The 25,942-nt window shown below is 52.0% G+C and carries 34 protein-coding genes and 1 tRNA gene; 3 read left to right on the top strand and 32 right to left on the bottom strand.

Annotated features, from left to right (window positions below):
- Positions 1–19: 19 nt before the first annotated feature.
- The 26 genes from ACZ44I_RS02555 to ACZ44I_RS02430 all read right to left on the bottom strand — a co-directional run bounded on the left by ACZ44I_RS02555 (position 20) and on the right by ACZ44I_RS02430 (position 14,202).
- Complete coding sequence (locus tag ACZ44I_RS02555; RefSeq protein ID WP_464549027.1) at positions 20–592, bottom strand: adenylate kinase; 573 nt, start codon at positions 590–592, stop codon at positions 20–22.
- Between the two features lie 8 nt (positions 593–600).
- Positions 601–2,034, bottom strand: a complete 1,434-nt coding sequence (gene secY / locus ACZ44I_RS02550; RefSeq protein ID WP_464549029.1) for a preprotein translocase subunit SecY — start codon at positions 2,032–2,034, stop codon at positions 601–603.
- A 15-nt stretch (positions 2,035–2,049) separates the two neighbouring features.
- On the bottom strand, positions 2,050–2,472 hold the full coding sequence (locus tag ACZ44I_RS02545; RefSeq protein ID WP_464549031.1) for an uL15m family ribosomal protein: 423 nt from the start codon (positions 2,470–2,472) through the stop codon (positions 2,050–2,052).
- Between the two features lie 7 nt (positions 2,473–2,479).
- Entirely contained in the window at positions 2,480–2,941 is a 462-nt protein-coding gene (locus ACZ44I_RS02540; RefSeq protein ID WP_464549033.1) for a 50S ribosomal protein L30, read from the bottom strand.
- The gene (locus tag ACZ44I_RS02535; protein ID WP_460373938.1) at positions 2,941–3,561 is read right to left on the bottom strand and encodes a 30S ribosomal protein S5; all 621 of its coding nucleotides are present in this window, start codon (positions 3,559–3,561) and stop codon (positions 2,941–2,943) included. Before ACZ44I_RS02535 ends, ACZ44I_RS02540 begins: the two co-directional genes overlap by 1 nt.
- Before the next feature lies 1 nt (position 3,562).
- Positions 3,563–4,090 carry a 50S ribosomal protein L18 gene (locus ACZ44I_RS02530; protein WP_464549035.1) on the bottom strand — a complete coding sequence of 176 codons (528 nt, stop codon included), beginning with the start codon at positions 4,088–4,090 and terminating at the stop codon, positions 3,563–3,565.
- A 1-nt stretch (position 4,091) separates the two neighbouring features.
- Positions 4,092–4,544 carry a 50S ribosomal protein L19e gene (locus ACZ44I_RS02525; protein WP_464549037.1) on the bottom strand — a complete coding sequence of 151 codons (453 nt, stop codon included), beginning with the start codon at positions 4,542–4,544 and terminating at the stop codon, positions 4,092–4,094.
- Positions 4,537–4,986: a 50S ribosomal protein L32e gene (locus tag ACZ44I_RS02520; protein WP_464549039.1), complete on the bottom strand. Its 450-nt coding sequence runs from the start codon at positions 4,984–4,986 to the stop codon at positions 4,537–4,539. The genes ACZ44I_RS02525 and ACZ44I_RS02520 overlap by 8 nt, the downstream gene beginning before the upstream one ends.
- A gap of 5 nt (positions 4,987–4,991) precedes the next feature.
- A complete protein-coding gene (locus ACZ44I_RS02515) occupies positions 4,992–5,516 on the bottom strand; it encodes a 50S ribosomal protein L6 (RefSeq protein WP_464549041.1) in 525 nt (174 codons plus the stop codon).
- Between the two features lie 12 nt (positions 5,517–5,528).
- Positions 5,529–5,921 (bottom strand): 30S ribosomal protein S8, encoded by a 393-nt coding sequence (locus ACZ44I_RS02510; protein ID WP_300328454.1) that lies wholly within the window; start codon positions 5,919–5,921, stop codon positions 5,529–5,531.
- Between the two features lie 11 nt (positions 5,922–5,932).
- Entirely contained in the window at positions 5,933–6,097 is a 165-nt protein-coding gene (locus ACZ44I_RS02505; protein ID WP_464549043.1) for a 30S ribosomal protein S14, read from the bottom strand.
- The gene (locus tag ACZ44I_RS02500; RefSeq protein WP_464549045.1) at positions 6,097–6,609 is read right to left on the bottom strand and encodes a 50S ribosomal protein L5; all 513 of its coding nucleotides are present in this window, start codon (positions 6,607–6,609) and stop codon (positions 6,097–6,099) included. Before ACZ44I_RS02500 ends, ACZ44I_RS02505 begins: the two co-directional genes overlap by 1 nt.
- Positions 6,606–7,334, bottom strand: a complete 729-nt coding sequence (locus ACZ44I_RS02495) for a 30S ribosomal protein S4e (RefSeq protein ID WP_464549047.1) — start codon at positions 7,332–7,334, stop codon at positions 6,606–6,608. Before ACZ44I_RS02495 ends, ACZ44I_RS02500 begins: the two co-directional genes overlap by 4 nt.
- Entirely contained in the window at positions 7,334–7,699 is a 366-nt protein-coding gene (gene rplX / locus ACZ44I_RS02490) for a 50S ribosomal protein L24 (protein ID WP_300328445.1), read from the bottom strand. Before rplX ends, ACZ44I_RS02495 begins: the two co-directional genes overlap by 1 nt.
- Positions 7,700–7,707: 8 nt before the next feature.
- The gene (gene rpl14p / locus ACZ44I_RS02485) at positions 7,708–8,106 is read right to left on the bottom strand and encodes a 50S ribosomal protein L14 (RefSeq protein ID WP_464549049.1); all 399 of its coding nucleotides are present in this window, start codon (positions 8,104–8,106) and stop codon (positions 7,708–7,710) included.
- Positions 8,103–8,429, bottom strand: coding sequence for a 30S ribosomal protein S17 (locus tag ACZ44I_RS02480; protein WP_464549051.1), 327 nt, complete (start codon positions 8,427–8,429; stop codon positions 8,103–8,105). The genes rpl14p and ACZ44I_RS02480 overlap by 4 nt, the downstream gene beginning before the upstream one ends.
- A 9-nt stretch (positions 8,430–8,438) precedes the next feature.
- Positions 8,439–8,714 (bottom strand): ribonuclease P protein component 1, encoded by a 276-nt coding sequence (locus tag ACZ44I_RS02475; protein ID WP_464549053.1) that lies wholly within the window; start codon positions 8,712–8,714, stop codon positions 8,439–8,441.
- On the bottom strand, positions 8,711–8,914 hold the full coding sequence (gene rpmC / locus ACZ44I_RS02470) for a 50S ribosomal protein L29 (protein ID WP_464549055.1): 204 nt from the start codon (positions 8,912–8,914) through the stop codon (positions 8,711–8,713). The genes ACZ44I_RS02475 and rpmC overlap by 4 nt, the downstream gene beginning before the upstream one ends.
- On the bottom strand, positions 8,914–9,630 hold the full coding sequence (locus ACZ44I_RS02465) for a 30S ribosomal protein S3 (protein ID WP_464549057.1): 717 nt from the start codon (positions 9,628–9,630) through the stop codon (positions 8,914–8,916). Before ACZ44I_RS02465 ends, rpmC begins: the two co-directional genes overlap by 1 nt.
- On the bottom strand, positions 9,630–10,097 hold the full coding sequence (locus ACZ44I_RS02460) for a 50S ribosomal protein L22 (protein ID WP_300328422.1): 468 nt from the start codon (positions 10,095–10,097) through the stop codon (positions 9,630–9,632). Before ACZ44I_RS02460 ends, ACZ44I_RS02465 begins: the two co-directional genes overlap by 1 nt.
- A 5-nt stretch (positions 10,098–10,102) precedes the next feature.
- Positions 10,103–10,516 carry a 30S ribosomal protein S19 gene (locus ACZ44I_RS02455; RefSeq protein WP_464549059.1) on the bottom strand — a complete coding sequence of 138 codons (414 nt, stop codon included), beginning with the start codon at positions 10,514–10,516 and terminating at the stop codon, positions 10,103–10,105.
- 7 nt (positions 10,517–10,523) lie between these two features.
- The gene (locus ACZ44I_RS02450; protein WP_464549061.1) at positions 10,524–11,237 is read right to left on the bottom strand and encodes a 50S ribosomal protein L2; all 714 of its coding nucleotides are present in this window, start codon (positions 11,235–11,237) and stop codon (positions 10,524–10,526) included.
- A 10-nt stretch (positions 11,238–11,247) separates the two neighbouring features.
- Complete coding sequence (locus ACZ44I_RS02445; protein ID WP_300328412.1) at positions 11,248–11,496, bottom strand: 50S ribosomal protein L23; 249 nt, start codon at positions 11,494–11,496, stop codon at positions 11,248–11,250.
- Position 11,497: 1 nt separating this feature from the next.
- Positions 11,498–12,247 (bottom strand): 50S ribosomal protein L4, encoded by a 750-nt coding sequence (rpl4p, locus tag ACZ44I_RS02440; protein WP_464549063.1) that lies wholly within the window; start codon positions 12,245–12,247, stop codon positions 11,498–11,500.
- A gap of 7 nt (positions 12,248–12,254) precedes the next feature.
- A complete protein-coding gene (locus ACZ44I_RS02435) occupies positions 12,255–13,268 on the bottom strand; it encodes a 50S ribosomal protein L3 (RefSeq protein WP_464549065.1) in 1,014 nt (337 codons plus the stop codon).
- Between the two features lie 529 nt (positions 13,269–13,797).
- On the bottom strand, positions 13,798–14,202 hold the full coding sequence (locus ACZ44I_RS02430; protein WP_464549067.1) for a Tfx family DNA-binding protein: 405 nt from the start codon (positions 14,200–14,202) through the stop codon (positions 13,798–13,800).
- 146 nt (positions 14,203–14,348) lie between these two features.
- On the opposite strand from ACZ44I_RS02430, the gene ACZ44I_RS02425 reads away from it, so the two are divergent.
- Entirely contained in the window at positions 14,349–15,191 is an 843-nt protein-coding gene (locus ACZ44I_RS02425) for a F420-dependent methylenetetrahydromethanopterin dehydrogenase (RefSeq protein ID WP_464549069.1), read from the top strand.
- Positions 15,192–15,300: 109 nt separating this feature from the next.
- Here the strand turns inward: ACZ44I_RS02425 and ACZ44I_RS02420 are convergent, their stop codons facing one another.
- Positions 15,301–16,233, bottom strand: coding sequence for a galactose-1-phosphate uridylyltransferase (locus tag ACZ44I_RS02420; RefSeq protein WP_464549071.1), 933 nt, complete (start codon positions 16,231–16,233; stop codon positions 15,301–15,303).
- 80 nt (positions 16,234–16,313) lie between these two features.
- The gene (locus tag ACZ44I_RS02415) at positions 16,314–17,300 is read right to left on the bottom strand and encodes a 5,10-methylenetetrahydromethanopterin reductase (RefSeq protein ID WP_464549073.1); all 987 of its coding nucleotides are present in this window, start codon (positions 17,298–17,300) and stop codon (positions 16,314–16,316) included.
- A 237-nt stretch (positions 17,301–17,537) separates the two neighbouring features.
- Here ACZ44I_RS02415 and ACZ44I_RS02410 point away from each other — a divergent pair, with 237 nt between their 5' ends.
- Positions 17,538–19,622 carry a tubulin/FtsZ family protein gene (locus tag ACZ44I_RS02410; RefSeq protein WP_464549075.1) on the top strand — a complete coding sequence of 695 codons (2,085 nt, stop codon included), beginning with the start codon at positions 17,538–17,540 and terminating at the stop codon, positions 19,620–19,622.
- A gap of 41 nt (positions 19,623–19,663) precedes the next feature.
- Here the strand turns inward: ACZ44I_RS02410 and ACZ44I_RS02405 are convergent, their stop codons facing one another.
- Complete coding sequence (locus ACZ44I_RS02405; protein WP_464549077.1) at positions 19,664–20,623, bottom strand: DUF128 domain-containing protein; 960 nt, start codon at positions 20,621–20,623, stop codon at positions 19,664–19,666.
- Complete coding sequence (locus ACZ44I_RS02400; protein WP_464549079.1) at positions 20,610–21,050, bottom strand: dCTP deaminase; 441 nt, start codon at positions 21,048–21,050, stop codon at positions 20,610–20,612. The genes ACZ44I_RS02405 and ACZ44I_RS02400 overlap by 14 nt, the downstream gene beginning before the upstream one ends.
- A gap of 157 nt (positions 21,051–21,207) precedes the next feature.
- Between ACZ44I_RS02400 and ACZ44I_RS02395 the strand changes: the two genes are divergently transcribed.
- Positions 21,208–21,279: transfer RNA gene (locus tag ACZ44I_RS02395), tRNA-Arg, on the top strand.
- A 27-nt stretch (positions 21,280–21,306) separates the two neighbouring features.
- Here ACZ44I_RS02395 and ACZ44I_RS02390 read toward each other — a convergent pair.
- Positions 21,307–24,447: a VWA domain-containing protein gene (locus ACZ44I_RS02390; protein ID WP_464549080.1), complete on the bottom strand. Its 3,141-nt coding sequence runs from the start codon at positions 24,445–24,447 to the stop codon at positions 21,307–21,309.
- Between the two features lie 91 nt (positions 24,448–24,538).
- Positions 24,539–25,918 (bottom strand): carboxypeptidase regulatory-like domain-containing protein, encoded by a 1,380-nt coding sequence (locus ACZ44I_RS02385; RefSeq protein WP_464549082.1) that lies wholly within the window; start codon positions 25,916–25,918, stop codon positions 24,539–24,541.
- Positions 25,919–25,942: the final 24 nt, after the last annotated feature.

Below are 25,942 nucleotides of genomic sequence, written 5' to 3'. Positions count from 1 at the left end.
TCAGCATCGTTCACTTCCACTATTTCAGCACTGCGACAAGGGCCTTGACACTCTGTTCAAGGAGATGATCGGCATTGGTGACTATCGCAACCGTGCATCCGGTGAGCATTGCATATGCAGTGGCAAATGACCGGTTCATCTGCTGATGCTCGCGGATCGAACCGGCACCTTCCATATCCCTGACACGTGATGCATCAGAGAGACGGCGGAGGAGGATCTGGTCATCATCTGTCTCAACAAGCACGATCGTATCGGGCATGAGAGCGGTGAGCACCCATTCGGGAAGGCCGGCAAGGTATCCTGCCGGGGTCTTCACGGATGCATGGGTATCAATGATGACATTCCCATCAATTGCTGCCATCTTCTCAGCTGCAAGTTTCTGGAGGCGTTTCTGGACAATCCGATCGAGTTTGCGCATCTGGTCACGATCTTCTGCGAGCCCCTCGGACTGCGCGACCTCGAACATAAAGGAACCAAAATTGATATTCTGGTAGGAGATCCCTTCTGCGGTGAGGGCCTCCATTGCCTGATTAATGACTGTTGTCTTCCCGACACCGGGAACCCCGGTGATGATAATCTTCTTTCCTGCCATGATCTTTTTCACTCCTTTCCAAAGAACGGCCTCATGAACGGATACATCTCCATGATCTGTTCGCTTGCAATCTGCTCGTACATGCGATAGACGATACTCACCGCAAGCAAAAGACCGGTTCCTCCAACGGCACCGATGACACCGAAGAGGTTTGCAGCAACCGAAAGGAGACCGACAAAGACACCGCCTATGACCGTCACACGCGGAATATAGCGGTCAAGGTACCGTTCGAGCACCTGGGGATTACGGCGGTATCCGGGGATATGCATACCACTGTTCTGGATCTGCCGTGCAACATGCTTTGAATCAAGCCCTGCCGTCTTCACCCAGAAGAGGGCAAAGATTGCACCGCCGACAACCATGATTGTTACATCTATGCCAAGGCGTACTATAACTTCCCATGGAGCATGGCCGAGATCGCTCATCCACCACATCCAGTCCTGGGGACTGTTGATCGGTGCAAGGAAGTACATGATTCCATCAACTGGTTGTGTCCCGTCAAAGCGCCCGAATATCGTAATCCCCATGCTTGAGAGGAACATCCCAAACATCTGGACATTCGCCTGAAGGACACGGACAAGGATCATCGGGAGCACACTTGCGTAAATGAGCTTGACAGGGAATTTTGCTCTTGAACCCCTGACATTTGCATGGGCAAGGGGGATCTCAATCCGTGTCGATTCGACATATACAATCACCAGGAAGATGATCACGGTTGTAAGAAGCGCAATCATATCCGTTGTGAAGTACTGGAGGAAATTCCCGCCATCGAATACAATAGCAAAGAGACGCGGGAAGAAACCTACAGGATACTGATCTGTCACCGGCGTCCAGTTAAAGAACCCGTTAATAATACCCTGGGATACACTTGCGACGATGAAGAGACCAACACCTGATCCGATTCCCCATTTCGTCACAACCTCATCCATAAAGAAGATCAGAACACCGCCAAGGCAGATCTGCAGGAAGATCAGGAATGAAACTGCCGATAAACTGCCTCCAAAGAATGCTGCTGCAATAGCTGGATCGGGCTGGAGGAAACCACCAACAAGATTTGGTGCTGCCTGTAGGACGATCATCACAAGGATAAGAAGCTTCTGGAGCCCCATGTACATAACCTGCCCACGGGCATCGGACGTATCGAGGGGGATCAGATCTGCGCCTTTCAGAAGCTGAAGGACAATAGATGCCGTCACAATCGGACCAATACCCACATGAAGAATAGATCCGCTCTCACCTGCAAGAAGTGCACGATAGAACTGGAAGATATCCACAGAGTCAGGTGCAAGTCCAAAGACAGGAATGTTTGTCAGAACAAAATACAGAAGCAGAATAGCAAGTGTCCAGATTAACTTATTTTTAAAATGGACATGCCCTTCCGGTGCCCTCACCGCAGGCATCCTTGCCAGCAGAGGCTCCATTCGATCCAGCAGTTCTCCCATAGGTCACCAAAAAAATTAAATGGCCAATGCCTGGCCACCGAGCTCTTCGATCTTTGCCTTCGCACGCTCAGAGAATTCCATAGCCGTAATATTCATCTTATGATGAACCCGGCCACCTCCAAGGATCTTCTCGATGCCGAGATTGGCTGCATCAAGTGTGACGCATCCATTCTCCTCACGGGCAATGCCCTGCACAACCAGCATGGGAATCATCTGATCGATCTCACCGATATCAAGGACAGAAACCTCGACTGATGTTGGTGAGATGAAACCATGTTTTCCTTCACGCTTGCCAAGAAGGTGGAACCGGGTGAAGTTATGGTCACGCCATCCTGCTGCACCACGGCCACCCCTGTTTCCTGCTCCACGGCGGTTCTTATGCGTTCCACCGCCACAGGTTCTCGAACCACGATATTTAGATCGCTTATTGACTGGCATCGCGAATTCACCTCATCTTATACAGGAGAGAGTTAATCTCCCTTCCATAATAGCCAAGCGCTCCACCCTGGTTAAAGGTCCGCTTGATGGTCTTATATCCCTTTCTCGGGGGGTGCATTCTGAGCACCGGTTTGAGTTCGGGGATATCCTTCAGCTTCACTTTACCTTCTGCAAGGTCTTCTGCGAGTTCGCTGACACTTCCATACTCTGATGCACTCTTCAGGTACTCATCGGTGAGAGGTTTGTTGCCAAGGAGGCGGCCGCGTGTCCTGAGAATCGTCTCAAGCGTCCCGGCATCAACCTCTCCGTAGGCAACAAAGTCCTTCACTTTCCGGATCATCCCGAGGTACTCGGGAGTCTCAGGGATGAGGACACAATGGTTGATATGGTGGAGACGAAGCATCTTCAGCGTCTCTTTGATCTCGTGGCGGGTATTGACGACGCCGCGCACCTGCACGACTGCGTACATTAGTGCCGACCTCCCCCGATACGAATCATATTCGTCTCTTTCAATGCCTCAAAGGTTGCCTTTGCATAGTTGAGGGTCGTCCGGGTGTTTCCTTTTGTCATCACCCAGACATCCTTCATGCCTGCAAGATCAAGCACCTTCTTTCCTATCTCACCGGTCACAAGGCCGATGCCCTGTGGTGCGGGCTTCAGGGTGACACGGACACTCCCTGCCTTTCCTTCCACCTGCATGGGTATCGAGTGCGGATTGCTGCATCCACATTCCCAGCTTCCACAGCCACGCCGCACTTTGATGATGTTCAGTTTTGCTGAAACAATCGCCTTACGGATGGCGGTGCCGACCTGGACATCCTTGCCCTGGCCAAAGCCGATGTAGCCGTCACGGTTTCCGACGACAACAACTGCACGGAACTTAATCCGCCTGCCAGAGTCAGTCATCCTCTGCATCATATCGATGGAGAGCACTTCATCACTGAGATCAGGGATGAATGCGTCCACGATACCTGCCTCCTTGATCGGGCGGCCACTGTTGAGTACATCTTCAAGAGATGCATACTCGCCTGCAGCTACTGCTGTACCAAGGCCGGTGACAGGGATCCATTCCTCACGTTCAAATGCCATGTCACTCAAGCTCCTTCATAATGGCATCCGCCACTTCTTCCACATTTGCAACAAGATTGCCTGCCCGATCGGGGGCATATTCAGCGATTGTAACACCCTTGACACGGTCTTCATCCGGGAGGATCTCTTCACCATGTGGGATATCAAATCCGGCCTCAACCGCTCCTTTCAGAGCAGCAAAGACCCGTGCACCTTTTGTTGCACGATTCAAACCAATATCGAGGATACCGCCCTCATACCCTGCTTTCTGGGCACGGACCGCACAGAGCATGCCTGTGAGGTATGCAGCCGGTGTATTGCCGGTGTATCCGGTATATCCGAACTTCGAGAGTTCGCCGCTGGTTGCCGATACAAGTGTCCGGTCTCCGGTCATCTCAGCTACAACAAGCTGAACGATGATCTGGCGGGATGTCTTCCTGACAACGAACCGTGGCCTTCTTGAGATGATAAGACGCATCCGCTGATAGTAATCGGTTCTTCCTTCCTTCCGTCTCCTGAACGGGACGAAATATCGCGCACCTGTCGCCATATCAGTTCACCTTCTCCTTGTGCAGCTCAATGTTCTGTTTCAGGTGTGATACATTCCTGAACTGGCCACCTGCTGCACGCCTGTAGAATTTCCGGTATACCGAGCGGTCAATTGTGCCGTTGTCACGCATCTCACGGAGCATCGTGCGCTGGGCACGGATCTTCTGGATCCAGACCCGCTTTGATGGAGTCCGGGCACCCTGTGCACCTCTCCTGCGACCATGCCCTTTGCAGTGGCCATAGGCGCGCTTGATGATACGGAGGCGTGCTCGTCCACGGCTGACACCTTTCTTCTGATGAGCCGTAATTGCACCGTCACCGATGAGATTCCTGATATCCTCACGCGATACCGCATTGGTTATCTCATCGATCTGATCGGGATTGAACCAGACACGGTTCTCACCACATTTAAGAATTGCAGCTGCAATCCGCCTCTGGGATGCCAGATCACTCATCGTCTGTCACCTCATCATCAGAGACCTGTTCGTCCTCGAGATCCTCGTCGACCTCAGGCTCCTCTGCGGCAATTACTTTCGGGTTTAAGACTTTGAACCCGCCGGCGAGTGCTCTCTCCTGAATCTCCATCCGCTTCTTCATCCCAACTGTTCCACCAATCCGGATTGCAGTGGTTTCTGCGTCAAGAGACTCAAGTGTGGCAACTGTCATAACGAGAGCTTCCTTCATCCCACATGGGTGGAAGCCACGGACAGCAACCGGACCTGCAAATCCCGGGGCCGGGATTCTGCCCTTTGCTTTCTTCTGTTTCCGCTGTTTGCTCTGACCGCCGCGGGGTCTGCGCCAGACATCGTCAAGCTTGTCTTTTGCATGCAGGCACTGGCGTTGAAAATTTCCCCGTTTTGCATGGCGATCACGAATCAGCCTCTTAATAGCAACCATCTGGATCACGCCCTCTCCACTCTGTATATGCCATCCTGGAAGACACGCGGATCACGTTTCCTGATCTTTGTTGCCTTCTCGATGTTGGCTGCGGTGTTACCCACCTTCTCCTTGTCAATCCCTGTCACGAAGACTTCGTCTGAACCCAGCTTCACGGTGACGCCTTCTGGAATCTTTGCGCTCCGTACCATCTTTTCACCAAGGAAATTTCCTATCTCAAGGATTCCCGGGTGAAGTTTGAGCTGGATCGGGAAGTGACTGTAGACAACCTTCATTGAGAGCTCATACCCTTCAGTTACACCGGTGCACATATTGCGGATGTGGGAAGCAAATGTCCCGACCATCGCATATACCGTCTTCCGGTTGGATGGTGTGCTGATCGTAACGGCTCCATCTTCAATAGAGACGGAGATGTTTGGATAGTAGAAGGATCGCTGAAGCTCACCCTTTGGACCTTTGACGACGATCATATCGCCATCAATAGAGACCTGAACCGAGTCGGGGATCAGAATATTTTCTGTGTGTACCATCTTCAGTGCACCTCAGTAAACATACCCGATCAGCTGGCCGCCAATTCCGGCTTTTCTCGCCTGTTCATGAGACAGAACACCCTGTGAGGTGGTCAGCATCAGGAGGCCAAAGCCTTTGGCAGGCAGGTACCGTGTCTCCCACGATTCCATGTCTTCCGTCTTTACTGCAAAGCGGGGCGATATTGCGCCGCACTTATTGATCCGGCCTGTCAGCTGGATTGAGAAACGGCCTCCACGGCCATCATCAATGTATTCAAAGCCGGCGATGTATCCGTTCTCCTGCATGATACCGAGCATCGCACCAAAGAGTCTGGAGGCGGGTTCTACCGTTACCTCAAGCCTGCCTGCATCGCCTGCATTCTTGATGGCGCTCATCGCATCGGCAATAATATTCTGTTGTGTCATTCTCCGGCCACCTAGTTCATCTTCTTAAAGCCCATCGTCGGAGCCCATTCGCGGAAGCACTGGCGGCAGAACATGATATTGTATCTTCGCACAAGACCCTGCTTACGTCCGCACATCTGGCATTTGTTGCTCCCATAGCTGACTTTCTTCTGAGGAGCCTTTGTCTTCTCTGCCATTATTCTACCACCTCGACATTGAAACGTTCCTTCATAAACGACATGGCTTCTTCTTTCTTCACATGCTGTTTTGTCGGAAGCTTCATCTTCTGTGCAGCCCGCCGCGCAATTCTGACGCCTTTCTTCTCGATGACGACATTGATATCCATACCATAGATACCGATCTGCGGATCATAGGACTGGCCCGGATAATCTGTGTGTTCTTCGATCCCAAAACCGAAGTTTCCATTCTGATCGAACCGGGTCGCATCGATCTTATTTCCAATGATATCAAGCGAGGTTTTCAGGAACGCTTCAGCCTTATCCCCTCTCAGGGTGAGTTTGCACCCCATTGACTGTCCTTTCCGAAGGCCAAAGGCAGGGACTGTTCGTTTTGCGATGGTCCGGACGGATGTTGCGCCGCCGCAGATCTCCTTCATGAGCGCCTCTGCCTTCATAAGCTTGTCTCCGCCTTCGCCGACACTCATATGGACAACGATCTTATCGACATAGAGCTCCTGCATCCCGGTCATACGGTAATCCCCCAAATACCAAGTGATGGCTCCTCGCGCCCGACCATAAAGATATACGGCTCGATCGTCTCGAATACCTCACCAGTTGAGAGTTCCTCAAGGCTGACACGGTTTGGGACACTTCCCTGCACCGGGATCATTTCACGAATCCTGGCTACCCTGCCGGAGTGCTGGCCGCCAACGACCATTGCAACATTTCCGACTGCATAGGGGAAGTGATCGGTGATCTCAAAGCGGGTATCGGAATCGACGCCGAGTTTCAGGACAACCGAATCCTTCGGCCGGTAGGAGTTGTCAGCGACAAGATTTGCTCCGAAGAGGAGGTTTAACTGGACTTTTCCACCTGGAAGGGTGGTCTTGTTTCTGATCTTTGAGAGACGGATCTTTGCTGCCTCTGCATCGACCTCGGATGCTGCAAATCGTCCACGCTTGTCAAGGAGCATGATGTAATGCTTCCCGATTGCAGGGAACGAGATGATATCAAAGACTCCGATTCCAATATGCGGATCTGTACAGATCCTGCCATTCACCACAACCTGGCGGTCATGAAGGATCTGTTTGACCTCCTTCATGTTTCTGGCAAGGTTCATGTGATCCCGCATCCAGACGGCAATCGGGAGCGCACCTGCATTATGAGGTCCGGGGGCTGTTGCCGGGGAGTAAGTACTGACTTTTCTTTCGATACTCCAGGAACCCGGAGCAACTATACGCTTCATATGTGCCATTATTCCTTCACCCCGAGACGTTCCGTGCGCTTTGGATCTTTCAGGTTAAGTTTTGTGATCATTACCTTTGAGGGATCGAGCGGGCGGGCAACTTCAGTGCCATCCGCTTTCTTCACGGTAACGCCATGAACCTGTATCGCTAAACGCTTCAAATCGATTCCATCGACAACACCGGTTTTTCCGGCATGCTCACCACGAAGCACCTTTACGGTATCTCCGGTTACAACCCTGAAGTGACGGCGGCCATGCTTTTCACGAAGCTCAGGTGAGAGCATCGCATGGAGAAGCGAACCACGGAGGTGAATCGGTGCATTGTACCGGATCTTCCGCTGTTTTCTTGGCTGACTGCTTGCTATTCGCACCATAAAGCACCTCAGATGATGATCGTCGCCATAGACGCGATCTTTGGGAACCGTGCGGCAACTTCACGTGCAACCGGGCCTTTAATCTCGGTACCACGGGGATCGCCATTTTCATTGATGAGAACCATCGCGTTCTCCTCGAATGAGACACGGAGGCCGCCTGGCCTTCTAAATTCTTTCTTCTGCCGTACTACAACTGCTTTGACGAGTTTTTTGCGCATGTCAGGAGTCCCTTTCTTGACAGAGACGGTTGCAATATCACCAAGCCCGAGTTTGGGCTGACGCCTTCGCACACCATGGTATCTGTCAACCGAGACAACCTCAACAACACGCGCACCGGTGTTATCAGCGCAGACCATTCGCGACCCGGTCTGGAGTGCGCGGGGTATTTTCGATCCGAGCGCCCTCATGCTGATTTCACCTCAACAACGACGAAATGCGTCGTCTTGTTCAGAGGCCTGCACTCCGCTACCTTCACCTCGTCTCCAACCTTCACATGAAGGCAGGGGGTGATGTGGGCATGGAGCTTGGAAGAGCGCTTCTCATACCGATCGTACTTCCTGATGAAGTGCAGGTATTCGCGCTCGACCACAACAGTCCCTTTCATCTTCTCGCTCACGACTTTGCCGGTAATCACCTGGCCGCGCACCGGCAAAGTGCCATGAAACGGGCAATCATCTTCGTTGCATTCCTGTGTCGGGAGTGCAACATTCAACCCAATGTTTCGTGCCATTAACAACCCTCATTTTCTGATGCGCATGGTGATCCGCTTCTCGGGCCGGCCGATAATCGTCGACCCGGAGAGTTCCACCTGCACCCTGTCCGGGAGGGTAACCCGGAATATAGTATGTTTCTTCGGAACATGCTTTAATCCGACGGGTGTCAGGATTGAAATCATGTTCTTCGTCTCATCGACGATCATACCCGATATTCCCTCCTGGGCAGGGTTTGTCGCATGCACAACCAGAACGTTCCGTCCGATGAACTCGTGACGAAGAACGTTTTCTGGCGTGATCATACTCTTCTTCTCTTATTCTGCTCGGTTTTTATCCGGGCAATGGTTCTTCGGAGTTCGCGGATCTGGCCCGGGTTATCCGGGGCACCGCCAGCACTGACCTTACCGTACTGCTGAATGAGTTCGGTTCTGAGTTTGCTCTCCTGTTCGATCAGTTCGACATCCGAAAACTCTGCCACTTCACGAGCGCGGAAGATTGCCATCAGAGATCCTCCCTCTCATATACGTCTTCAGGTAAGGAGACTGACTCGAGTTCCCGATCGATATCGTCACCAATATCGCCGACATCCTCAACAATAATCTCCTGCGGCTCAGGTGGAGCTGCGGGTGGAACAATTTCAAACTGGTCAGGAATACGTGCACCTGGCGGAATGAGTTTCACCTGGACACCAATGGTGCCAAGCTTTTTGATAGCCACAGCATATCCGGTCTCGACGATGCTGATTGCAGGCTCGCCGGAGTGTTTGATGTATCCTTCGACAAACTTCTGCACACGGGAACGTGATCCGGTCAGTTTTCCTGCGATGATCACTTCACACCCAAGAGCACCGGATTCCATCACACGGCGGATGACGCTTGTTCCGGCCTTCCTGAAGTACCAGCCGCGTTCAAGAGCATTTGCGAGCCTTTCTGCGAGAATCTGCGCATTCAGGTTGGGGTTTTCGACCTGTTGAACCTCCACCTGTGGAGACTCAATGCCATAGATTGTCTGGAGATCAGAGGTGATCTGACGGACAAGCTTGCCACCTTTCCCGATAACAATACCGGGTTTCTCGGCAAAGATTGCAACCTGGGTTCCGATTGGAGTCCTGAAGATATCCATGCCTCCATATCCTGCTCTCTTCAGCTCTTTCCGTAAGAACGCTTCAACACGGACTTTCCGGACGCCTTCTGAGATGAACTTCTTTTCTCCTGACATTATTCCTCAACCTCCCTCACAATCACTTCGATAGTGACGGTTTCACGGGCTTTTGGAGTCGCACGCCCCATTGCACGGGGGAAGATAGCTTTCATGGATCGACCCCTGTTTGCTGCGGCATGGACGATCTCGAGGTTTTCTGTTGAGAGCCCGGCATATTCTGCATTCTTCTTCACCGATTCAAGGAGGCGGATGTACTCGTGTGATGCCTTCACGGGGAAGCGACCCTGACAGACAACGCCTGTGAGGCTCTTCTGGTGAGCGACATTGTGCTTAAACCGCCTGAAGGGAATCGCTTTCTTCTTCGCGACAACCTGATGCAGGTACTCAAGTGCCGAATCTACATCCTTGTGCCTGATGAAGTTCGCAATCTCAATGGCGTGTTTTGGGGAGCAGTTCAGCTCGTTTGCTTTGGCTCGCGCGATATTCTCGCCTTCGAGCTTCATGATATAATCTGTTCGTGCCATAGAGATCACTTCAGGGGAACGTACTTACTCGACCGGGTTGCACCGATACCGGCACTTCCGTGTGAGATCTTCCGCCGGGTCTGGGCAAACTCTCCAAGATAATGGAAGACACCCTCAACCGGGATTTCGACCCGCTGAAACTCTTTTCCAGTGTAAATCTCGATCGTCTTTCCAACCATTTCAGGGAGAATGACCATCGCACGGCTGTGTGTCCTGATCTTCTCATCGCCGGAACGGATCTTCTCAAGGAGGTTCTCTTCATCCCGGGTCATTCCACGCTGCATCTTCCTTCGGGCGCGGCATGGCATGATCGGAATGAGATCATTGATCGACATCTCCTGGAGGGCTGGAATTGTATACCCATGATAGGTAAACTCCTCACGCCGTCTCGGCATTCGCTTAACTTGTTTCTTTGCCATTATCCGATCACCTCTTGTATCCGGTTCTCCGTGCGGCAACATGCCCGACCTTCCGCCCTGGCGATGTGCCACGCGATACGGTCTTTGGCCTTCCGGGATGCTGGTGCCCACCGCCACCAAATGGGTGGTCGATGACGTTCATTGCAACACCACGAACACGTGGCCACCGGGTTGCCTGGGTTTTTACTTTGTGGAAGACTTTTCCGGCCTTCACATAGGGCTTCTCACTTCTGCCGCCACCTGCAACAATGCCGATGGTAGCACGGCAGTGGCTGTTGAACCATTTGATTGCCCCGCTTGGCATCCGGATACCAACCCGGTCCTCGGATTTTCCGATGACCTGTGCCTGAACACCGCTTGAACGGACGAACTTGCCGCCGTCGTTTGGACGTGCCTCGACATTGCAGACCGCAGCCCCTGTCGGGATATCCCGGAGAAGGAGGGTGTTTCCGTTTCTTACTGCTGCATCGGATCCAATCTCAATGACATCGTCAACTCCCATACCTTCTGTGACAAGAAGATACGTCTTCTCGCCATCTTCAAGGGCAACACGGGCAATTGGTGCATGGCGTGCCGGATCGTGTTCGATATCGATGATCGTTCCACGAACCGTCTTATCGCCGGTGCCGGGATGCTTGAGATCTGATTTGTACTTGTGTGATGGGGCGCGATACGTTGGGCCTCCCTTACCACGCGCCTGACTGCTGATTCTATGTCCCATCTCAAATCACCTACACGATTCCAAGACGGCTCAGGATTTCTTCTGCGGCTCTGTCATCTTCAAAGCTCACAATGGCCTTCTTGGTTCCTTTATTCGTCATCAGGGTCCGAACCTCGGTGACGGCCTTTCCAAATGTCTTCTCGATGTCACGAGAGATCATCTCCTTGTTGGCCTCTTTTCTGACGATGAAGACGAGTTTATTCTCATTTTCGAGGATCGCCATTGCCTTTTCCGTAACAGAAGGATGATTCAGAACCATCTCAGTTCACCTCCGATAGCTGCTTCAGTGCCGATTCAGTCCAGACGGTGAGGCGGCCTGCATGGGTGCCCGGAGCAAGGAGTTCGGCATTGAGTTCATGAACAGATACCGAGTCGACACCGGGAAGGTTGGCTGCTGCACGGAGAGGAGTCTCTGAAGTGACGATTAAGAGGCTCTTCCTCTGTTTCATTCCCCTTCCACGAAGGTTGCCGCGGCCCGGCTTTCTGTTTCTGCTGAGCTTTGATCTGATCACGTCACCCATCAGGCCAAGTGATTCGAGGACAGCGATGACTTCGGCTGTGCGCTCGATCTTCTCAAAAGAGTCATCAACGACCGAGATAACATCCTGCTCAAAGAGGTGTCCGCGTGCCCTGACAAGGTCGGGGTTTGCCGTTGCTGCTATGGCTGAACGGATGGCGATTGCCTTCTCTTTCTTATTGATCTTCTCAACCAGGTGTTTCGCGGTAACCGGCGGATGGCATGCCCTGCCGCCGCGTGCCTGTGGAACTTTCGCTGCACGTGAGCCGTTTTTGATACGCGGGATCTGCGATGCACCCCTGCCTGAGCCCCAGCTTGCTGCAGAGGTCCTCATTCCTGCAAAGGGATCGGTGCCATGCGGCTGGTACCGGGTGCTCTGAAGTGCCAGAACCGCCCGCTTGATGATATCAGGACGGTACGGTGTGCTGAAAGCATCCGGAAGGTCAATCTCCTTCAGGGGCGAGCCGTCTAATGTTTTTACTGCTGCTTTCATCTCTTATTCACCCCTGCTTACTCTTCTGGCTGACATATTCGACAACCGGAACCCGTACCTGGTGCTCACCCAGACGGATTGCTGGACGGAACCTGATGATCCGCTTTACCGGACCAGGGATTGAACCTTTAATCAGGACATAGTTGTTCCTGACAAGTCCATAGTGAAGGAATCCGCCCTCGGGGTTGATATCTTCTGTTTCCTGGCCGATCTTGATGATCCGCTTGTTATATTCTGTCCTCTGCTGGTATCCCATCTGACCGACGTTTGGCACCTGCCAGCGGACATGGTGGGGCGTCCATGGACCAAGCGTACCGATATGGCGTTCCTTCTTGCCACGGGAATGTTTCCGCTTCCTGAGGCTGATACCCCAGCGTTTCACAGTTCCCTGTGTCCCTTTGCCTGTCGTGATGGCGGTAATGTCAGCATATGCCCCCTCATTCAGGACTGAAGCAAAATCAACTTCAGTTCCAAGGAGAGACTGTGCATAGGCAAAACGCTCTGCCATTGTACCACCTGCAACACGGATCTCCATCAGATCCGGAACCTTCTTCGGAACACCGGAGATGATCTCAGGGGTGGTGTGCATCAGGAGCATAATCTCAACGACTGAATCGGCAGAAACCGCTTCATTGATCGCGTTGAGTGTTCCCTCGCGATCGTGGTTCTTCGGCATCGTGATCCTGCCAGCGAGGGTTTCGCTCAGCGAATCTGCCCAGACCTCGGTCATCGGATGTTTTCCATAGGTATCTTTGCGGTACGCGCGGATGGCGGCAACCTTCATTGACGGGACCTCAACCACCGTAACAGGGGTCATGATATCCTTCCCCTCGCTTGGGCTGCTCTTGTGGTCGTCAACCATGATGACATGGGTCATGCCAACCTTATACCCTGCAAATCCCTGTAATACCGGTGAACCGGAATATTCTGGCCAGGATTTGTACTTTGGAACTTCACTCTTTGCTCGTTTCCTTGGGCTGAATGCAAGTGAACCTGAGCGTGGCCTGTGAGTTTTCGGCATGTATTCTTCAATCCTTCAAGTCTATCTATCTGGACTTCATTTCAAAAGTCCATTCTTCACCGCTCTATCATCCCGATGGGGAGAGATGAGCGGGATACGTTGGTAGGAACAGTATGGGAAGAGATCTGGCACCTGACGATTGAGTGTGGATGAAAAATGCCATCTACGGAATATTCTTTCCGGAGATCTCAATTTCTCATCAGAACTGAGTTGTTCTGCTCGTTTTATCAGATTATTTTTCTCTCTAAGAGTTCCTGACCCATACCGCGCTTCCCGGATGATCGGGAAATGGGCTCGACGATGCGTTGGCCCGGCGCGTGTAATCAGACCTGCTTATGGTCGTCTCGTTGCGAATTGTTCGCAACATTCATCAACCTGCCATCAAGACAGCAGGGTGAATGATCTCTTCGCGCAGATGAATACGGTGATAGTACCCGGTCCATTCTGTGACAGCCTGATCCGGCTCCCTATACTATTGACAGGAAGAGATTATAAAGATAATGAAGAATAGGGAATGAACCGGGCAGGTTCATTCAAAGAAGAGATCCCCTTTATCGTTGATGTAAACCTGTATTGTATCCTGAACATACCGGGCATGTATCTTATTGGGGTTTGCGTCTTTTACCCGGTTGATGAGCGTGACCGTGTCGTACCGAACCTTGATCCCACATCTCTCGGCTTCTTCATAGATAGTATTGATCGCTTCAAGGAGATCCTCTTCTGCTGTTATGGTGCAGAGCTCCCTGGCATCCAGTGTATTCACAAAATCAAGTGTCTCACGTGCACGCCTGATATTCTCTGTTGCCGACTTCTCGATTGTGCAGACATTTGCTTTTGAAGTATTGATCAGATCTGCAATCTGCTGCTGGGTCATTCCCTGTTTTCTATACCTGAGTACTTCTTTCTGCCGCTCGGTAAGGAGGCCGTCTTTCATTAATGTACTATATAGCGCCACAAGTTTAAACATTTTACCTTAACTGACTTCCTCACAGGTGATTCATTAAAAGCAGTTTCAAAATGTTTATATGCCTTTTTATCAAAAAAGGAAGTGTTCTCAAATTTTTTGAGAGGTGTAATTCTATGGTAGTAAAAGTAGGCATAGCAAAACTTGGCAATATCGCCTCCGGTGTCATGGCCGAGCTGCTCCTTGACGAGCGTGCAGACCGTGAAGACATGCAGACCTTCATGGCAACCTCCGGTACCAAACTTCAGCCTGAAGATATCGACCGTGTCGTCACCAACATGAAGGCATGGGGACCGGACTTCTGTGTCGTTGTCTCACCAAATGGTGTTCTTCCCGGACCAACCGGTGCACGTGAGGAACTTGCAAAGGCAGGAATCCCCGTTGTTGTCATCACCGATGACATCACCACCAAGAAAGAGCAGTTTGATGCACTGAAGGCAAGCAGCTTCGGCTACATCATCATGAAGGCCGATGCAATGATCGGTGCCCGCCGTGAATTCCTTGACCCCGTCGAGATGGCTGACTACAACGGCAACCTCGTGAAGGTTCTTGCACTCACCGGCGCATTCACCAAACTCCAGGTGGAGCTCGACAAGGTGATCGACCAGGTGAAGGCAGGCAAGAAGGGTGCAGACCTCGTCCTCCCGAAGGTTGTCATGACCTCCGACAAGGCAGTTGATGGAGCATTCAACAACCCCTACGCAATGGCAAAGGCACGTGCAGCATATGAGATTGCACAGTCTGTTGCAGGCGTCAATGTGAAGGGCTGTTTCATGACAAAGGAATGGGAGAAGTACATTCCGATCGTCTGTTCAGCACACGAAATGATGCGCCAGGCAGCAGCCCTCTGTGACGAGGCACGTGAGCTTGAGAAGGGAGCAGACTGCATCATCAGAAGCCCCCATAAGAAAGACGGCGTCATCGTCACCAAGACAAAGCTGATCAGCAAGCCAGAATAAACCCACTCACTTCTTTTTTCACTGACGCACAATCCGGAGCGTTGCATCTGTACCTGAAATCTGATATCCCACCATTCATCTGGTATGCAGTATATCGAAATTGACAGGATTAGAGACCGATATTTTTACGGATATCCTCAGGAAGGGTCATAACAACCGGTTCACGGCAGATCCGCTCCATAAAGGCTGAGTCACTGATGGATTTTGGATTTGGATTGATCCGGGCAATCATGGTGCAGAACGCGCACATCCCATCATGGGCAAAATGACCGTTTTTCTGGAAGAATATACCCATATTGAATGCATACAGACCAAAAGACCGGTAGAGATCGATTACCCGCCTGATATCCCTCCCAAGAGTATCAGTCATGGTGAAGATATCTTCAAGAGTCCTGATCGGTAGTATCCCCCGGATTTCACACTCTCCTATTGGAACCGGGCTTGCATACCAGAAGATCTCATCACCAAAGAGATGACGGGGGCCATCTTCTTCCTCCTCCCTGACACACTTCCAGTAATCTCCGGATGCCGTCTGTGCAGATGCCAGAAGATAGTCTGCACAGAGACTGACCGGCCGGTTGTCAGCCATTCCCTGCATATGAGGGTGGAGCATACTTGCACCAGCAGATGGAAGGAAGTTCCAGTGGATCGATGGGTACCCGGGGTGATCCATGAGTGATTTGGCTGATCCGATGAGTGCATCGGAGAGCTGGCGGGGTGAAAATGATTCTACCATATGAGCTTCTGTGATCACTGTCACGGTATGGCGATCGGCAAACGGGTAGAGGTTTGGAAAGGTCACACTCTCACCAGATTCGATCCAGGTGCCATCTGAAAAACCCGATGTCGAAGTAAAGATCTGTTCCCGGCAGAAAGGACATTCCGGGTCGTTATCATGATGTGTGGGGCGAGTAGCACCGGCGTTGATTCCACGGGTTCCCCGGAAAGGGCTGATCCTGGAGGAGATGCCTGTTGCGAATTCCGTCCTGTAACTGATCACAGAGCCTGGGACATGGATCTCTGATGTGGAGAAGAACGACACGATAGAAGGGTGATCTAAAGAGGCTAAAAAGGTTTTGAAAAAATTGTGAGAGAGATATGAATATTCCTGTATCAGGAATATTATACGACGTACTTGCCGAGGAGCCGGATCGAGTTGACCATGTCGGGTCCGAGCGGGGAGCCGAAGATGATCTGGGTGACACCGGATTTCGTTAAGTCCTCACACTTCTGTTTAACAACGTCAGGGGTACCTGCAATGGTGAATGCATCGATCTCGGCATCGCCGACGAGCCCGCCGACGGTCTTGAAGTCGAATCTTGAGAGGGCTTCCTTGATCTTTGCGACATTGTTCAGGTCAAGGCCATGGCGCTCAAGGAGTGCAGGTGGCGATCCTGCGGCGATGAATGCGGCAACAATCTTTGCTGCATTGCGCGCCTTCTTCTCGCTCATATCGATGGACATTGCGGTGTATGCACCGATATCGAATCCTTTCTTGTCCACCTTTTCACAGGCGGCTTTGATGATTGGGATTGCAGCTTCGAAGTCTTTTGGATTTGAAGCGTTGATGAGTGCACCATCTCCGATTGTGCCTGCAAGTTCAAGGACCTTTGGACCCTGTGCTCCGATGTAGATCGGAATACCCTTCTTGCCGGGGAGCTGGACACCGGTGAGCTTTGCACCGTCATAGTCGAAGAACTCAAGACCGGCCTTCTTCACTTCAACTCCAGAGCAGAGTGCACGGATCTGGGTGACAGCCTCGTTCAGGCGGGAGACGGGCTTGACAGGGTTAATTGCGAGTTTCGGGAGTGTGGACAGGTCACCAGGACCAATACCAAGGACTGCGCGTCCATCTGAAATCTCGTTTAATGTGCATGCAAATGATGCCATCGCCGCTGGTGTGTCGGTGAAGGCGTTCATGATACCCGGACCCATCTTCAGTTCACTTGTTGCTGCCGCAATCTGCGCAAGAATTGGGTAGCAGTGTCTGTTGTTGTAGTGGTTGGTAATCCAGGCAAAGTCAATATCTTTCGTCTCTGCAAGTTTGCAGTAGTTTACTACCTGCTTTACAGAGAGGTTTCCAGGGACGAATTCAATTCCATAGCTCAAGGTAAATTCACCTCAGTGAGTTGTTTCACACACACACTTATAATCATTATCATTTCACCCTGATACTGCTCACACAGCAGGAAAATCCCGGCGCAGAATGGTCGGAAAAGAGGGTTTCCGAGATGAAGGTCTGGTTAACCCGGAGTGAAAGGCTTTATGTCTTCGGGATAATATGAGAATACCAGTATCATGGACGCAGCCACTCCGCTGCTCTATGCATTGATGGATTAATCAGATATGAAAGCACTTATCATCGGACTTGGTGGAGCCGGATCACGGATCACCGATATTCTCTATGAACATGACAGAAGGAGTGGGACCAGCAGTGTGCTGGCTGTCGCTATAGATACCGATCTCGCAAGTATAAAGGATCTGAATTACATTCCCCATACACAACGGATTGTTCTTCCCATGCTTGATGACACCACTGATCATATCGATGGAGAGATCCTCGATGTTGCGGAGATGATCCAGCATATCCAGCAATCCAACACTGTTGAGATTGATGCAGTCATCATATGCTGCGGCCTTGGCGGAAGGCATGCAGATGCCATCCCACTGCTTGTCGAAAAGATCAGGGATTCGTTTTATGAACCGGTTGTCAGTATCCTGACACTCCCCATGCGGGATGAGGGAAGACGGATCTCTGCTCGGGCAGCAGACCAGATCGAGGCGATTGAGCCTGTTGTTGACGGCTGCATCATCTTTGACAATGAGACCTGGTACCGGAAGATTGCAACCGAACTTCTCAGGCTTGAACGGACAAATGAAGCCGGAGGAGAGGATCATGCAGGAAATGAGGTATCAGATGGATATGAGATGATTGATGACGAACACCTCAGCCGGACTCCACTGAATCCACGCGAACGAAACAATCTTCTTAATGAGCGTATTGCCCGTCGTTTCGGGCTGCTGCTCCGTGCCGGAGAGTTTGTCGAGGGAGGACGGCCTGTTGCAGAGGTGGTTCTGGATGCAGGCGAAGTGATCAATACCATCTCAGGCATGGGCATGGTGGCCATCGGATACTCAACCGAGATGATCCAAAAGCCAAAATTTTCACTCCTGAACAGACTGAAGAGAGATTATTCAGATTTTGAAGAGGGGCATCTCCGGGCATCACGGGTTGTCGAGCTTGCGAAGCGAGCGATCTACCAGGAGATATCCGTTCCCTGCGATCTTACCAGTGCGGATAAGGCGCTCATTCTGATCGCAGGACCATCTGAAGAACTCTCAATGAAAGGATTTCAGAATGTCAGGAAGTGGATTGACCGGAGTATCAGCGGCCTTGAGATGCGTGCCGGGGACTATCCGGTTCTGAGCACAAAATATGTCGGTGTGATCATCGTCCTTGCCGGTATCAAGAATATCCCGCGGATTCATGAGCTGAAAGAGATACGGGATATCTGCCGGCAGGAAGAGAGAGAGGAGAGGATGCGTGAGGAAGCCCTCAGATTAGAGCAGGAGCAGTATATGCGGGAGAAAGAAGAGATGGAACGGGCCGCACGGGAACGGGCTGAACGTGCAGCCCTTCTCCAGAAAGATTTTATCTGGGATGATGAGGAGGACGAGGTACAGTTCATCGCACATGACGAAATCCCAATGGGCAGAGATGATCAAACCGGGATAGCCTTTGCAGCAGAAGAGCGAAGATTGGATGAATGGGAGAGTATCTCCGGGGAAACTCAGGTGAATGGGAATAAGGAGGTGATCCTTCCGGGACGCGGGGAGAGAAAGGCCGAGAAGAAACTCGCCCTCCCGGGAAGGCAGGCGAAAGAGGTGGCTGATATCTCGCGCCAGACGATGATTGGGGGGCCGGTGAAGCCAAATGACCGGTCGATGGATGCCGGTGCCATCCGGATGAAGGATGCCCCGGCAGAAAAAGGGCGCTATGAAGTTGATCCCGCACAGGGTGCCTTCTCTCTCCCCTCCAACGTCCGGGCACGGGACGATTCGTTTGAGGCAAAGGCAATCGCCCTGAAATCCCATTTCTCCCGTCCAAGCGATACTGCGTTTGAGGGAGGAGAGATCAACGTCAGGAGAGCCGCATCCCGGCCAAATGACGATGCGCTGATCGGACGCGGGCGTATTGGTGTCAGCAACACCGCAAGGCCCGATGATTCGGCATACATCGGTCGAACAGGGTCAATCCGGGTTGGAAAACAGCCTGCACCAAAAGATGATGTCGCAGGCGGCCCTGTCAACCGGAATCTGCCCCGGCCGCGTGATGAAGTGAAGAGCCGTTCCAGGTTTGTGGTCATTGGCGGGAGTTCATCAACGGAACAGGAGTCCGATGACGATGATGACGGGATCACCTGGATATAGAAGAGGAGAGAGGAGGTACTCTTAAGAAGTGCACCCCTGCGTTATTCTGAAAGGAACCGGGATATCGGGATTGTGCCTGCACCAATCTCTGTCTTCATTCTGATTCCGGATTCATATGCCCTGCCGATCAGGTTCATCCCGCTATAGATGACAATGGATGACTGGTAGGGATCTTTTGGGATATTCATAATCCCTGAACCTGCGGCAACCGGGAGATGGAAGCCGTTCTGCCTGAGCGACTCCATGATCTCATCAGCCTTCTCCATTGCAGTTATAGGAATATTCCTGATATTGGCAAGGGCAACCCCATCTCCGGTCCGGATCAGGTTGCCTATTGAGACCATCTCCGCATACAGGAAGAGCTGCAGCGGGTCGATCGTCGTCCCCTTATATCCGATGAGGTGGTTGAAACCCAGAGGAATTCGCTGTTTGTGGTTGAGACATCCCCCATATGCCATCCTGACCGGGATGCCATTATGCTGGAAGACCCCATCCATCGTGATGCTGCAGATGGTCATGAAACCGGTATGCCCTTTTGGAACCCGTGGATCATTAGTTCTCTCGGCATAGGTCCCAAAGAAACCAATATCCGCAGAGATCGTCTCATCAAATGCTGAGCGCACAGAATCAAGATCTTCATTTCTCACATAGGAGAGGTTATAGGCGACATCGCCCGTGCATGTTGTCGGATCAAATGTGCTCCTGAAGGCAAGCCTCTCCAGCCGCGAGATGACAAAACCGATCCGATCGCTGACAAGTGCGCTCTCACTCTCGGCAATCCCGAGGTTGGTCAGGACCCGCCCCCGGTTCCCGATCTTCCGGGTAAATCCGAGCTCATCAAGATGATGGAGATAATACTGGACTGCCCGATCGGAGAGGACAAAACCCTGTTCGGCCATCCGCTCGGAGAGGTGTTTTGCACCCATTGGATCCCGCGAATCCCTGAGGATTCTGAGGATCTCAAGGCATTTGCGTTCTGTTCCAGGATCAGTCTCGCGCATGCACTATACCTCTGCTATCCTGGTAGCGGCCTGAATAGAGTTCATCCCCGCCACTGACTTCATGGAAGATCATCTGGACGATACGGGTATTTTGAGGTACAAGAATATCCTCTCCTCCCATGTTTGTACAGCAGAGGGTGAGCTGCCCCCGAAATCCGGGGTCGATATACCCTGCACCGAGGAGGAGACCCCGCCTTCCATAGGAAGAACGGCCTCTGAGGGTTGCGGCGAGATCGGAAGGCAGCTCAACCCATTCAAGAGTTGGGACAAGCGTGCACTGACCCCGGATGAGATTCACTTCTTCTGCCACCCTGAGATCATAGGAGGCGGGCTGGAGGCAGGCGTCTTCAAAGGGACGAATCACCAGATCGCCGTCTCTGCTGTCATCACCAAGCCTCTTTCGGATCACTCCCGCTGATAACACCATATGATATCATATCGGCGGAAGAGATGAAAAAGAGTGGGGGATTGATGATGTGAAGGGTGGAACTGAACCGGAGGGTGTTGGCGGGGCGGGTTCGGACGGGTGCCCGTGTTCCTCAGCATTGAAATAGGATTTCGGCATATACTAATACAGCAATTCTGGATCTATGGGGTAGAGGATATCCTCTTGGGCTTCGAACCCAAGGACCCGGGTTCGATTCCCGGTGGATCCGTTCATTTTTCATTGTGTTTTGGAACGATCATTCGATTCTGATATATGCCTGATCGGGGTCAAAACCGATATCAAACACTCTCTGTACATCGCTGTCCGGTGATCCATCTGCCCATGCGTCCACTCTCACCAGACATTTACCCGAGAGTCCGGATACATCAATTGAATAATACTGGGTTTGGGATAATAGGGGACCTGAATCAGAAATTACCGTGCCCGCGACCGTCCACTCATACGTGCCAATGTCACCAAATCTGGCATAGACTATCGGATCGACGACTGTATACCGGACCTGTTGTGTTACTCTGTCACTCCCGCCATAGGTGAGATCCCATGCAAGGGGGAGGATATCGGTCACGGGACCAGGCTCGGTTGTCCTGAGGTTCTTCACCTCAAGTTCAGGCTGATCCAGCCCGATGACGTCGATTGGCGGGATCACGCTGATGAGGGTTGTCGGGAGGGTGAGGGTGTCTCCTTCGAAATTGACCGATGCGGCAGGGCCGAATACTTCAAATGTCCCGTCTTTGATGAGGCGGAGCTGGTATTCTGCTTTCCAGAGATCATGGAGATAGATAGTGCCTATATCAAAGGAGAGGGTATAGGGTGGCGGGGTGATCCCAAGCCAGTCAGCTGTCTGATCGATCTCCTTCGGATAGCCTTCAACCCATATGATCTCCCCTCCTTTCGTATTGTAGTGAGATACCGTTGTCTCTGGCAGATACTCGAAGAGATCGCCTCCCTGATACACAGTCATATTAATCTCGATATTGTCATGGGAGAGATGAAGCGTGGTATTTACCCCGGCTTCTGTAATCAGCTCACCTGCAATCTGCGTATAGACGGCTGTTAAATCCTCTTCATTGCCTGCCCAGACATAGCTGCCGCCGGTTGCTTCCGAAAGAATGGTGATATCCTGCACCACCCTCGGGGCGAGGTCCGCGGAAAATCCGATTGTGTATACCCGCACCTGTTCGTCCGGGGTGCCGCTCATCGCATAGACGGACATATTCTGGTTCGTATGCTGCCCGTCAAGAGAGACGGAGCCCGGTTCCCAGTTATAGGTATACCCAAAAAGGAAATTTCTTGGCCAATATATTTCAACTCCCAGAGATCCCGTTGGCTCAGGAAGATCACTATACCATTCATAACCCTCATCCCTTTGATCACTACCCATGGCAGTCTCTCTGAAGTAGCATTCAGGTGGATTAAAAGAGTAAGTTGATCCCCTCCAGGGATATGGATCAGTATCAGGAAAACCAATCCCCTTTGCGAGCGGAGATCCATGGAGGTTCCAGTCCCCATCCCCCATCAGGATCACCGCCTTCACTGCTCTTAGCCTTCCTTCCTCTTTCAGGTGCCTGATGCCCTCATAATATCCCCGCCGCATAATTGTTGCCCCATTTGCCGACAGCCCATCAATTGCAGCGTTTACTGTCGCTGGATCATCGGTGAGCGGCTGGAGAAGGGTGGCGGTGGAGGAGAAGGATACTACTGCGACACGATCTCTCCCCGATTCAAGATCCATCTGTGCGACGAATTCTTTTGCGGCATTTCTGGCTGCCGCCATCCGGTCTGGCGGTACATCCGTTTTCGTCATGCTGCCTGATGTGTCGATAACAAGCACCACATCAACGGGGTCAGGCTGGAGCGCCCACCCGTCACCGATGATCGTCACCGTCACATTGATCGTCTCGTTCACGGCGACCGTCTCCGGTTCGACCATGGTGCTGATGCTCAGGAAGGGATAGTTCTTCCAGGAGACAGAGACCGTCTTCTCCTCACCTTCCCAGACAGCAGCTATGACCGCGGTGCCGGTTGCATTCTTACTATAGCCGGGGTGATCCGGATCGAGTGTGAATCCCGAAGGGGAGAACCGGACAATCGCTAACCCGTCGTCATTTGTGACTGCTTCTGTTCCATCCAGTGATGCATCGCTTGTTGTGATGTAGTCGCCGCAATCAACCGACTGGATAGAAAAGCTGACCGTCTCGCCGGGCACCGGGTTTCCCCGTGCATCGATCACCTTTGCCCGGATATCAGCCGTGATTCCTGAGTCCAGATCTGCGCTTGGTATCACCTGAGGGTTTGCGGTCAGCAGCATCGCCACCGGTTCGGTATGGTAGAACTGCAGGGCTACGGTATCATGGACTGCCTCGTTATCAACGGCAGTGCAGGTGATGATAACCTCGCCGACGGTAATCACCGGGCCATAGCTGATCCGGATCTCCCCGGCACTGCTCGTGGAATGTAATGTAGTAGTTGTTCCGGTGCCAGCAGTGGCGGTGAACTGAATACTCCTGTTCCCTGCACAGTTCCCATACTCATCATAGAATCTATAAAAGAGATCGATCTTTGATGCTCCATCTGCCGGAGCATACAGGGGGGATGCAGAGGGATAACGATAGACAGAGTGTGGGGTTCCATCAGCAATTGCGGTGATTGTTATCCACCGGGAAGGGATGAGTGGTGGGGATGGATCGATCAGGATCACATGATCGACGGGTTCTGTTTCGAGCCCGAGGCTTGTATTCACAAATCCCTCTGCATCTACCGGGACAGAGACGGTTGCACCGGTTTCACCTTCATGGAAGAAAACTGCGTTCCCTCCGGGGGAGGTGACCGTCATCGTCACATACTCAGGAGATAGCGATAGTGCCGTTTCCCTTCGGTTATCAACGGGGTTCCCATAGCCATCTATGAGCTGCAGGGAGATGGGCACCGTTGCGCCGACAGTCGCCTCCTGCGAATAGGAGACAGAGTCGATTGCCACGGGTTCGCCATGATCGACAGACTGGATGAGATCGGCTTCGATTATCTCCAACTCATCCCCTGACTGATACCAGGCTTCAACCCTTATGGTAGCGTCCCCGCTTGTTGTACCGGGGATGAAAGAGACGGTGCCCACCCCTGCACCATCGGTTGCAGGAGAAGGGTTTGCAAGAGATCCGGTATCTGGGTCAGAGAGTGAGAAGGTGAGCGGAACACCGGGGAGAGGCATGCTCTGATTATACACCACTGCTGTAATTGTTGCAGGTGTGGATGATCCTGCCACCAGCCATTCCGTATCGGTTGTGATGACGATCTCATCAGGAATCAGGGCTGCTGCCGGTGCTGCTCCGGCTGCTGCGATGATGAGAAGAAGAATGAGCAGCCGGGATGAAGAGTTCATACCATACTGTCACCGATTCCGGTATTTAATAATTTGTGATTTCGACCATTTTTTAAAAAAAGCAGGAATGAGTTTGAATATGCCTGAAAGGCTACCAGCTTTTGAATTTTTTGATCTGCTTTCCCTTCTGCATTCTCATCCTGATGAGATAGACGCCCCCTGCTATGATGATCAGCACCAGTGCGATACCGCCGATCAAAACAGGGCTTATCTGTGATTCAAGGGTGATGGTAACAGATTCCTGCTGCCCGTCCACCGGCACGACAAGTCTCACGCTCCCTTCGTGGTACCCGTCCTTTGCCGCAGAGAGGACGTATTCTGAGCCTGGTTGAAGGTTGATAAAGAGGAGACCGGATCCGTCAGTAGTTCCCTTGATGACACCACCAGCAGAGATGGTTGCTCCTGATATGACTGAGTGTAAGGCATCTGCAACCAGTACCCTGACCGGAACCGAAGAATAGGAGAGATCCACGGCAAAGTCAATTGATCCATCCGAGATGGTGATCTCACGGCTATATGGTTCAAAACCGCTCTTTCTGATCTCAAGGAGATAGGTTCCGGCAGTGAGACTCCCAAGAGATGCCCTCCCATACCCATCAGTCTTCCTAAGCAGAGTGCCATCCAGATAGACATCTGCTCCCTCTACCACTTTCTTATCAGGGTCAAAGACCGAGACAAAGGGTGAGTAGTAGTCTTTTGAGAGTGCAATCGAGAGCACCTGCTGATCGCCGGAGATATACTGCCTAACCGAGTACGGGTGGTATTCGGGTTTCTTCACAGTTATTTGATATTCATAGCCTTTCCTGAGATTATAGGAGAAGATACCATCATCCCGTGTCGTGCCCCGGACAATCCCGTCGACGGTGATCTCTGCCCCCTGAATGGGATCGCCGGTCTCTTCGTCGGTGATCCTGAATGCAAACCGATCACCCCGCTCCATCACCACCGAGACCTCACGGGATGCACCCGAGAGCTGGACCGATGTTTCTGCATCACGATAATCAAGAGCGGTGATTCTGATCTGGTAGGTCTCCCCGTCTGCAAGGGTGAAGATTGCCCTTCCATTCGATCCAGTCTCTTCGGTCTTCTCTGATGAAGGCCCAACAACCCTCACAATCGCATTCCTGAGCGGGGCGATGTTCTCGTCATAGACGAGAACGGTCAGCAACGCAGAGCTCCGGGTAAGAGTTATGGTTCGGGTAGTCTCAGATCGCTGGACATTCACCGAACGGCTCTCATACCCGCTTTTGGTGACCCTGAGGATGAAGTTCTCTGTACCAGGGTGGGTATAGGAGAGATAGCCGGTTGAACTGGTGCTCCCGATATAACTATCATCAATATAGACAGCCGCATCCGGGATCCGGAGTCCTTCCGAATCCTCGACATAGATGTTGAGGGTGACTACCGCCTGTGCTGTAGAGGCGAGTGCCAGAAGCAGGATGAGGCTGAGCAGAAGACGCATAGCACGCATATACAGGTTATTATTGGTTTCTCA

It is taken from the genome of Methanocalculus pumilus (genome assembly GCF_055382585.1).
Note: the sequence above shows the minus strand (reverse complement) of the source record. Positions and strands in the feature narration are given on the sequence as shown.